The organism is Persicitalea sp. (genome assembly GCF_041751555.1).
Lineage (GTDB): Bacteria > Bacteroidota > Bacteroidia > Cytophagales > Spirosomataceae > Persicitalea.
In genome coordinates this window covers 1-7,984 of record NZ_JBGSXF010000177.1, presented here as the reverse complement: position 1 = coordinate 7,984, position 7,984 = coordinate 1, and the positions used below count along the sequence as shown (strand labels likewise).

General features: G+C 48.9%; 17 protein-coding genes. All 17 read left to right on the top strand.

The features are described from left to right. The first annotated feature begins 7 nt into the window (after nt 1-7). Nucleotides 8-286, top strand: coding sequence for a 30S ribosomal protein S19 (rpsS, locus tag ACEW8P_RS06175; RefSeq protein WP_189562567.1), 279 nt, complete (start codon nt 8-10; stop codon nt 284-286). Nucleotides 287-333: 47 nt separating this feature from the next. Then, entirely contained in the window at nt 334-732 is a 399-nt protein-coding gene (gene rplV, locus ACEW8P_RS06170; protein ID WP_373512226.1) for a 50S ribosomal protein L22, read from the top strand. 14 nt (nt 733-746) lie between these two features. Next, nucleotides 747-1,598, top strand: a complete 852-nt coding sequence (rpsC, locus tag ACEW8P_RS06165; RefSeq protein ID WP_373512225.1) for a 30S ribosomal protein S3 — start codon at nt 747-749, stop codon at nt 1,596-1,598. Nucleotides 1,599-1,641: 43 nt separating this feature from the next. Beyond that, nucleotides 1,642-2,067, top strand: a complete 426-nt coding sequence (gene rplP, locus ACEW8P_RS06160; protein WP_373512224.1) for a 50S ribosomal protein L16 — start codon at nt 1,642-1,644, stop codon at nt 2,065-2,067. Between the two features lie 44 nt (nt 2,068-2,111). Continuing rightward, nucleotides 2,112-2,324 (top strand): 50S ribosomal protein L29, encoded by a 213-nt coding sequence (gene rpmC / locus ACEW8P_RS06155; protein WP_373512223.1) that lies wholly within the window; start codon nt 2,112-2,114, stop codon nt 2,322-2,324. A gap of 6 nt (nt 2,325-2,330) precedes the next feature. Then, nucleotides 2,331-2,612 carry a 30S ribosomal protein S17 gene (gene rpsQ, locus ACEW8P_RS06150; RefSeq protein ID WP_373512222.1) on the top strand — a complete coding sequence of 94 codons (282 nt, stop codon included), beginning with the start codon at nt 2,331-2,333 and terminating at the stop codon, nt 2,610-2,612. 2 nt (nt 2,613-2,614) lie between these two features. After that, nucleotides 2,615-2,983 (top strand): 50S ribosomal protein L14, encoded by a 369-nt coding sequence (gene rplN / locus ACEW8P_RS06145; RefSeq protein WP_373512221.1) that lies wholly within the window; start codon nt 2,615-2,617, stop codon nt 2,981-2,983. Between the two features lie 43 nt (nt 2,984-3,026). Beyond that, on the top strand, nt 3,027-3,365 hold the full coding sequence (gene rplX / locus ACEW8P_RS06140; protein WP_373512220.1) for a 50S ribosomal protein L24: 339 nt from the start codon (nt 3,027-3,029) through the stop codon (nt 3,363-3,365). A gap of 78 nt (nt 3,366-3,443) precedes the next feature. Next, complete coding sequence (rplE, locus tag ACEW8P_RS06135) at nt 3,444-4,007, top strand: 50S ribosomal protein L5 (RefSeq protein ID WP_373512219.1); 564 nt, start codon at nt 3,444-3,446, stop codon at nt 4,005-4,007. Between the two features lie 20 nt (nt 4,008-4,027). After that, a complete protein-coding gene (rpsN, locus tag ACEW8P_RS06130; protein ID WP_189562576.1) occupies nt 4,028-4,297 on the top strand; it encodes a 30S ribosomal protein S14 in 270 nt (89 codons plus the stop codon). A 76-nt stretch (nt 4,298-4,373) separates the two neighbouring features. Further along, the gene (rpsH, locus tag ACEW8P_RS06125; RefSeq protein ID WP_373512218.1) at nt 4,374-4,772 is read left to right on the top strand and encodes a 30S ribosomal protein S8; all 399 of its coding nucleotides are present in this window, start codon (nt 4,374-4,376) and stop codon (nt 4,770-4,772) included. 19 nt (nt 4,773-4,791) lie between these two features. Continuing rightward, complete coding sequence (gene rplF, locus ACEW8P_RS06120) at nt 4,792-5,349, top strand: 50S ribosomal protein L6 (protein ID WP_373512217.1); 558 nt, start codon at nt 4,792-4,794, stop codon at nt 5,347-5,349. Between the two features lie 47 nt (nt 5,350-5,396). After that, entirely contained in the window at nt 5,397-5,750 is a 354-nt protein-coding gene (rplR, locus tag ACEW8P_RS06115) for a 50S ribosomal protein L18 (protein ID WP_373512216.1), read from the top strand. 13 nt (nt 5,751-5,763) lie between these two features. Then, nucleotides 5,764-6,282 (top strand): 30S ribosomal protein S5, encoded by a 519-nt coding sequence (rpsE, locus tag ACEW8P_RS06110; protein ID WP_373512227.1) that lies wholly within the window; start codon nt 5,764-5,766, stop codon nt 6,280-6,282. A gap of 27 nt (nt 6,283-6,309) precedes the next feature. Next, nucleotides 6,310-6,489 (top strand): 50S ribosomal protein L30, encoded by a 180-nt coding sequence (gene rpmD / locus ACEW8P_RS06105; protein WP_189562581.1) that lies wholly within the window; start codon nt 6,310-6,312, stop codon nt 6,487-6,489. 15 nt (nt 6,490-6,504) lie between these two features. After that, nucleotides 6,505-6,981, top strand: a complete 477-nt coding sequence (gene rplO, locus ACEW8P_RS06100) for a 50S ribosomal protein L15 (protein ID WP_373512215.1) — start codon at nt 6,505-6,507, stop codon at nt 6,979-6,981. Between the two features lie 77 nt (nt 6,982-7,058). Then, nucleotides 7,059-7,984, top strand: a 926-nt coding sequence (locus tag ACEW8P_RS06095; RefSeq protein ID WP_373512214.1) for a preprotein translocase subunit SecY, incomplete at its 3' end; no start/stop codon positions are given.

Here is a 7,984-nt window from a genome sequence, read left to right as displayed (position 1 = left end):
AAGCGATATGTCACGTTCATTAAAAAAAGGCCCTTACATTGATTATCGTTTGGAGAATAAAATCCACGCGATGAACGACGCCGCCCGCAAGTCAGTCATCAAAACCTGGTCGCGCCGCTCCATGATTTCTCCTGAGTTCATTGGACATACTTTTGCGGTTCACAACGGCAATAAATTTATTCCGGTGTATGTGACTGAGAATATGGTAGGTCACAAACTGGGAGAATTCGCTCCCACACGGAACTTCCGGGGTCACACGGCCAAGAAGGATAAAGGAAGACGATAGATTATAGGATTGCCGGACCTGCGCACGGGCGGCTAAACTGAGACAACATGGAAGCAAGATCAATACTTAAAGACGTACCGACCTCACCGCGCAAAATGCGTTTGGTAGCGGATCTGGTACGCGGTCAAAAGGTCAGTCAGGCTCTGGCCATTCTGAAATTCCAACCCAACGCGGGTGCCGCCATCATTCGTAAGGTGTTGCTTTCGGCAGTTGCCAACTGGCAACAGAAGAATGAGGACGTGGAAATTGGCGACGCCGACCTGTACGTCAAGACTATATTTATCGACGGGGGCCGGATGCTGAAGCGCCTTCGCCCCGCTCCGCAGGGCCGCGCACACCGGATTCGGAAGCGTTCCAACCACATCACGCTGGTTATTGACGACGCTTCTACCGACACAGGCTTTGTGCAGATTGCAGAAGCAGAAGAAACTAACACCGAATCATAAAAGATCTTAATTAAATGGGACAAAAGGTAAACCCGATCGGTCTAAGACTGGGAATTGTCAGAGGATGGGACTCAAGCTGGTATGGTGGAAAGGACTTCTCCGACAAATTGGTTGAAGACGAGAAAATCCGCAACTACATTCAAGCGCGTATCCCCAAGGGTTCAATTTCCAAGGTTGTTATTGAGCGCACATTGAAGCGGGTTACGCTGACCATCCACACGGCTCGCCCAGGTATCGTTATCGGTAAGGGAGGGAGCGAGGTGGATCGCATTAAAGAAGAACTTAAGTCGATCACGGGCAAAGACGTTCAGATCAATATATACGAAATTAAGCGCCCTGAAACCGACGCTAAGCTAGTCGGCGAGGGAATTGCCCAACAATTGCAGGCGCGTATTTCCTACCGTCGCGCCATGAAGCAGGCTATTTCTTCGGCTATGCGGGTAGGAGCACAAGGAATCAAAATCCGTTGCTCAGGTCGTTTGGGCGGAGCAGAAATTGCCCGGACGGAGGAATATAAGGAAGGACGCATTCCGCTGCACACCCTTCGTGCCGACATCGACTACGCCATTTCCGAAGCCCAAACTGTTTACGGAAAAATCGGTATCAAGGTATGGGTCTTCAAAGGTGAGTTGTACGGTAAGCGCGACCTCACACCGAGCGCAGCCACGGCTCAGGCCGACAAGAATGACCGCGCCGAGCGTGGTGGACGCGGTGATCGTCGCGGCGGACGTGGTGACAACGAACGCGGTGAGCGTGGTGATCGTCGCCGGAGAGGCGGAAATTCTGGCGGCGGTGGTCGCGGTGGAAGTGGCGGCGGTGGTCGTGGCGGAAGCGGTGGCGGCGGTGGCCGGGGAGGAAATAGGTAGAACGATATTCGACGCCCAGCGTCGGTAATTATAGACAAGAATCATGTTACAGCCGAAAAGAACCAGATTTCGCAAGCAGCAGAAAGGAAAGGGAAGTTTTAATGGGCTCGCTTCACGCGGTCACCAGATCGCTTTCGGATCATTTGCCATTAAAGCCCTCGAACCGGGTTGGATCACCGCCCGTCAAATTGAAGCCGCCCGTATCAGCGTGACTCGCGCTATGAAACGGGAGGGCCAGGTTTGGATTCGTATTTTCCCCGACAAACCTATCACTAAGAAACCCGCCGAAGTACGAATGGGTAAAGGTAAGGGTGCTCCCGAATATTGGGTTGCTACGGTGAAGCCCGGAAGAATTATTTTCGAAGCGGGTGGTGTAGATTTGGCTACGGCAAACGAAGCTCTCCGATTGGCGGCACAGAAACTGCCAATTAAAACAAAATTTGTCGTTCGTCGCGATTACCAGGTATAAGAAGATCTTCGTAGCTTCTCTGAACTACTCAAATTGACATTGTAATGACTAAAGAAGAAATCAAGGGCCTTTCGGCTGAACAATTAAAGGAGGAAATCACTAAAGAGCGGGAGCGCTTGCTTCGTCTGCGATTTGCCCACGCGGTTTCTCCAATCGAAAACCCGCTTCGTATCCGGGCGGCGCGCAAGCAGGTAGCCCGGCTCTTGACGGCGCTCACCATCAAAACTTCCCAAACTCAAAACAGCCCTGCTGCTTAAGAAATCATGGAGGAACAGACGACAACAGAAGAACAGACTAGAAAACTACGCAAAGAAAGAATTGGCCTGGTAGTTAGCGACAAGATGGAGAAGTCTTGCGTTATACGGGTTGATCGCAAAGTGAAGCACCCAATGTATGATAAGATTATGAAAAAATCTTCCAAACTGATGGTGCATGACGAAAACAATCAGTGCGGAATCGGCGATACGATCCGCGTGATGGAAACCCGCCCGCTGAGCAAGCATAAGCGGTGGCGTTTAGTAGAAATTATTGAAAAAGCGAAATAACCATGGTACAGCAAGAATCAAGACTGTCCGTAGCCGACAATAGCGGCGCCAAAGAAGTACTCGTCATTCGGGTATTGGGCGGAACCGGCAAGCGTTACGCCTCCGTGGGCGATAAGATCGTTGTAACGGTAAAGCATGCTTTGTCTTCCAGCAACATGAAGAAAGGCACGATTTCCAAAGCTGTAGTTGTACGTACCAAAAAGGAGATTCGCCGCAAAGACGGAACTTACATTCGCTTCGAAGACAATGCAGCGGTACTTCTGGCTGCAAATAACGAACCCCGTGGCACCCGTATCTTCGGTCCAGTGGCTCGTGAATTGCGCGAAAAGCAATTCATGAAAATCGTTTCTTTGGCTCCCGAGGTACTTTAAAGAAATACGCCGTAGTTCTTTGAACTCATAAAGCAGAATGACAATGGAAAAGAAAAAGAAAATGCAGCCTAAATTTCACATTCGCAGCGGCGATACGGTGAAAGTGATTTCCGGTAACTCCAAAGGGAAGACGGGCAAAGTGGTGACCATGCTAATCGATAAGGAGCGGGCCATTGTAGAGGGAGTAAATATGGTAACCAAGCATTTGAAACCAAATGCTAACAATCCACAGGGGAGCATCGAGAAGCGTGAAGCTGGCATTCACCTCAGCAACTTGATGTTGGTCGATCCCGCTACGGGCGAAGCGACTCGCACCGGACGTCGGCAGGACGATAAGGGGAAACTCCAGCGTTACTCTAAGAAAACGGACAAGTTCATTTAAAGAACTGCCACCCCAACCAATAAGTCAAACATCAACGACCGATGGGTCGGAAATTCATCGGCAAGGATAAAATAACTAATGGCATCTCCAAGACTAAGAGAAAAATACGATAAGGAAATTATCGGCCAACTGAAAGAAAAATTTCAGTACAAATCAATCATGCAGGTTCCGCGTTTGACGAAAATCGTCCTGAATAAAGGAATTGGCGCAGCGGTAGCCGACAAGAAGTTGGTGGATGTAGGAATCGAGGAGTTGAGCATGATCACTGGACAAAAGGCGATTGCGACCATTTCTAAGAAAGCTATCTCGAACTTCAAACTCCGGGAAGACATGCCCATTGGTGCGAAGGTAACCCTGCGCGGCAATCAGATGTACGAATTTCTTGATCGCTTAACTGCTATTGCGATGCCCCGCGTTAGGGACTTCCGTGGAATTAGTGACAAAGGTTTCGATGGACGTGGTAACTATACCTTTGGCGTAAAAGAGCAGATCATATTCCCTGAGATCAGTATCGATAAGGTGAACAAAATTACAGGCATGGACATCACCTTCGTAACGTCTACCAATTCGGATGAAGAAGGCTACGAGTTGCTCAAGGCGTTGGGAATGCCCTTCGCCAGTGCCGCCAAGACTAATCAGTAAATTCAAGATATTAAGCTAAAATGGCAAAAGAATCAGTAAAGGCTCGGGAGAGAAAAAGACAGCGTTTGGTAGAGAAATACGCTGAAAAACGCGCTAAGTTGAAAGCCGAAGGCGACTGGGTAGGTTTGGACAAGCTTCCCCGCAACTCCTCACCTGTTCGTTTGCACAATCGTTGCAAACTCACCGGCCGCCCTCGTGGTTATATGCGTAAGTTTGGCATCTCGCGTGTAGTTTTCCGTGATCTGGCCTCTATGGGCAAGATTCCCGGTGTTACCAAATCCAGCTGGTAGCCACCGCTTTCAATTCTGATTTTAATCACTTACCTTTGCACGCCTTTTTGAGGAGTGCTTAACCAAGTCAATAAAAATGTTAACGGATCCCATAGCAGATTATCTGACTCGCGTCAGAAACGCGATCAAAGCAAGGCACCGGGTGGTAGAAATACCTGCATCCAACCTCAAGAAGGAAATCACGAAGGTGCTTTTCGAAAAGGGGTACATTCAAAGCTTTAAATTCGACGATAACGGACCGCAGGGAACGATCAAGATTGCCTTGAAATACAATCCTGTCACCAAGCAGCCCGCCATCGTCAAATTGCAGCGTGTCAGCAAGCCCGGACTGCGTCAGTACGCTGGTGCCGCCGAGGTTCCTCGCGTCCTTAGTGGATTGGGAATCACCATTATATCCACTTCAAAGGGAGTAATGACTGATAAAGAGGCTCGTACCATGAATGTGGGTGGCGAGTTGTTGTGCCAAGTGTACTAACCGCAAATTCCAGAGAGAAATGTCACGAATAGGAAAGAAAGTAATCGAAATACCCTCAGGAACTACTATTTCTGTGGACGGCGAGAACGTGGTTTCGGTGAAGGGCCCCAAGGGTACTCTAACTCGACCCATCGACAAAGAGATGACCGTTAAAATTGAAGACGGTGAATTGCATGTTGAGCGTCCTACGGAACAGAAGCGTCACAAGGCACTGCACGGTTTGTACCGCTCATTGATCAATAACATGGTCGTGGGTGTCAGTACGGGCTACCGTCGCGAACTCGAAGTGGTAGGCGTAGGGTACAAAGCCACGGCCACCAACAATGTTCTTGACCTTAGCCTCGGTTATTCGCACGGCATCATCATGGAAATCCCCAAGGAAATCAGCGTTACGACGGTTACGGAAAAGGGACAAAACCCAAAGGTGATTCTGGAAGGAATTGACAAGGAGCTCATCGGCGATGTGGCGGCTAAAATTAAGTCTCTGCGCAAAGTCGAGCCTTACAAAGGTAAGGGTATCCGCTTCGTAGGTGAGAAGGTTCGCCGCAAAGCGGGTAAGGCAGCCGCCAAGAAGTAAGCGGTACTTTTTAAGATTTACATTCAAGTTTATACGATTAGCATATAATGGCGACGGTAAAAACATTACGGAGACAGCGCCTCAAGCGCGGCATCCGCAAGAAAGTCAACGGTACCGCAGAGCGTCCGCGCCTGTCGATTTATCGTTCTAACACCAGCATCTACGTGCAGTTGGTTGATGACGACAAAAGCATTACGCTGGCGAGTGCTTCCTCTAAGGAAGTAAGCGACAAAACGAAAAACACCAATGTGGAAACGGCTGGCTTGGTTGGTAAGAAAATTGCTGAGAAGGCAAAGGCGGCGGGTATCGAGAAAATTGTTTTCGACCGCAGCGGCTACCTATATCACGGCAAAGTGAAGGCAATTGCCGACGCTGCTCGCGAAGCTGGACTCATATTTTAAGCAAAAAGCTATTATGCAACAAAATTCAAATCGGCCCGAGAAGGTCAATGAAGCAGACCTGAAAGAGCGCGTTGTGTCGATCAATCGGGTTGCCAAAGTAGTCAAGGGCGGTCGCCGCTTCAGCTTTTCTGCCATTGTGGTAGTAGGTGATGGCAATGGGGTAGTAGGATATGGGCTTGGTAAAGCCAACGAGGTGACCGATGCCATTACCAAAGGAATCGATGAAGCTAAGAAGAATCTGTTTCAGGTGCCTTTGATGAAAACGACTGTACCTCATGCAATGGAGGGAAAGTACAGCGGCGGTTTCGTACTCATCAAGCCCGCAGCTCCCGGTACGGGGGTTATTGCTGGTGGTGCAATGCGCGCTGTTCTAGAAGCAGCTGGCATTCACGACGTTTTGGCGAAATCTAAGGGTTCATCTAACCCACACAACGTGGTAAAAGCCACTATCGATGCTCTGTTGAAAATGCGCGCCCCACATCAGGTAGCATTCCAGCGCGGCATATCGATGGAAAAAGTTTTCAACGGATAATTCGCTTCCGCAACAACAGAACCAATCATGTCGAAAGTACGTATTACACAGGTTAGAAGCATTATCGGTCGGCCCGAAAGTCAGAAGCGCACGATGAAGGCGCTGGGTCTGGGCAAAATAAGCCAATACTGCGAAAAAGAAGTTAGTGATTCGATGTCGGGCATGATCCGCAAGATCAATCACCTGGTCAAAGTCGAAGAAATTTAAAATACAGAGCGAGTTATGAATCTCCATAATTTAAAGCCGGCGGAAGGTTCGGTACGGAATATCAAGCGGGTAGGTCGCGGACAAGGTTCGGGACGTGGCGGTACCTCCACACGGGGACACAAAGGCGCCCAGTCTCGCTCAGGTTATAGTCGGAAGCGTGGCTTCGAAGGTGGTCAAATGCCTTTGCAGCGTCGTTTGCCCAAGTTTGGCTTTACCAGCCCCAACCGTGTCGAATACAAGGCTATTAACCTAGACACGATCCAGGAAGCCGCAACGCGACTTGATGCCAAGGTTCTGGACCATGAGGCTTTGTTGACTAACAATATGGCCAAGAAGAAAGACCTGATTAAAGTGCTGAACCGTGGCGAATTAAGCACAGCGGTTGAAGTTCACGCCCACAAATTCTCTAAGAGTGCTGTTGAGGCCATCGAGAAGGCAGGTGGTAAGGCGATCGTTATCGATCGTTTTGCTACGGAAACTGCTGAAATGTAATCCGGCTGCTTCCTGGCACCAACCCTAGAAGCAAATTATCAAAACTGGACAAAACCCCGGCTTACAATATTTTTTCTATGAAGCGATTTATCGATACGATCAAGAATATTTTTTCAATTGAGGAGTTGAGAACCCGAATTCTCAACACTCTCTTGTTTATAACTATATTCCGTCTGGGGTCGTTTGTCGTACTGCCTGGTATCGAGCCTGACCTAATGACCATTTCTACGGGCGGTCTGCTCGGTCTGCTGGATACCTTTTTGGGAGGTGCTTTCAGTAAGGCCTCCATTTTTGCCCTAGGGATTATGCCGTATATCTCGGCGTCCATTGCCATTCAGCTTTTGACAATGGCGATGCCTTACTTCCAGAAGATGCAGAAGGAAGGCGAGTCGGGACGAAAAAAACTCAATCAGATTACGCGAATATTGACTATTGTGGTCACGTTTGCTCAGGGACTGACCTATTTGGCTACTACTGTGCCGGACGAGGCTTTGTTAGTTTCGCGCAGCATTTTTACGATTTCTTCGATATTTATTTTAATCTCCGGTACCATGTTCTGTATGTGGTTAGGGGAAAGAATCACAGATAAAGGAGTGGGTAACGGCATCTCTATGCTAATCATGATTGGCATAGTTTCACGTTTTCCGGGTGCTATTTATCAGGAATTCTCCTCAAGAGGCAGCGCGCAAATTCTCGTATTCGTTTTGGAACTCGTTGCCCTTTATTTTGTTATAATGGCCGCAGTCATGCTCACGCAGGCCGTCCGGCGGGTACCTATTCAATACGCTAAGCAGGTTGTGGGTAATCGCGCGGTTGGCTTGGGTCAACGTCAATACCTGCCCTTGAAAGTAAATGCGGCGGGCGTAATGCCTATCATTTTTGCTCAGGCACTGATGTTTGCTCCCACCGCCTTATTTGGAGCATTTGCTGAAAACAGCGACTTTGCCGCTAATGCGGCGACAGCGTTCGCGGATTTTACATCTTGGCAGTATAATGTGCTATA